General features: G+C 42.6%; 1 protein-coding gene. It reads right to left on the reverse strand.

The window, feature by feature from the left end; translation table 11 throughout:
* Nucleotides 1-227 (reverse strand): hypothetical protein (locus tag DW205_RS22010; RefSeq protein ID WP_147326777.1); only part of this gene is annotated, 227 nt, incomplete at its 3' end.
* Nucleotides 228-312 lie beyond the last annotated feature (85 nt).

Genomic DNA, 312 nt, shown 5'->3' on the forward strand with positions numbered 1-312 from the left:
GTGCCTTTCACCACCACGTTAGCGCCAATAACAGGCTCACCAGCACCATCAACAACCATACCTGTCACTTTCTTACCCTGCTGTACGACCATCACTTCATCAACCGTACCTGCGGAAGCGGGAACGGCCATAGCGGCGTCTACAGAGAAGGCAGAAAGCAGCAAACAGAACGCTGAGGCTTTAGCTATCCCTTGAAGGGATAATAGCTTAGATTCATTCTTTGTCATTTTGCTCTTGTTTTAAATTAAGTTTAGATTGATTACATTTATATGTAATATTATATTGTAGAATAGACATAGTTCGTACGGAACT

The sequence above is a fragment of the Parabacteroides sp. AM17-47 genome, assembly GCF_003434625.1.
Classification (GTDB): domain Bacteria; phylum Bacteroidota; class Bacteroidia; order Bacteroidales; family Tannerellaceae; genus Parabacteroides; species Parabacteroides distasonis.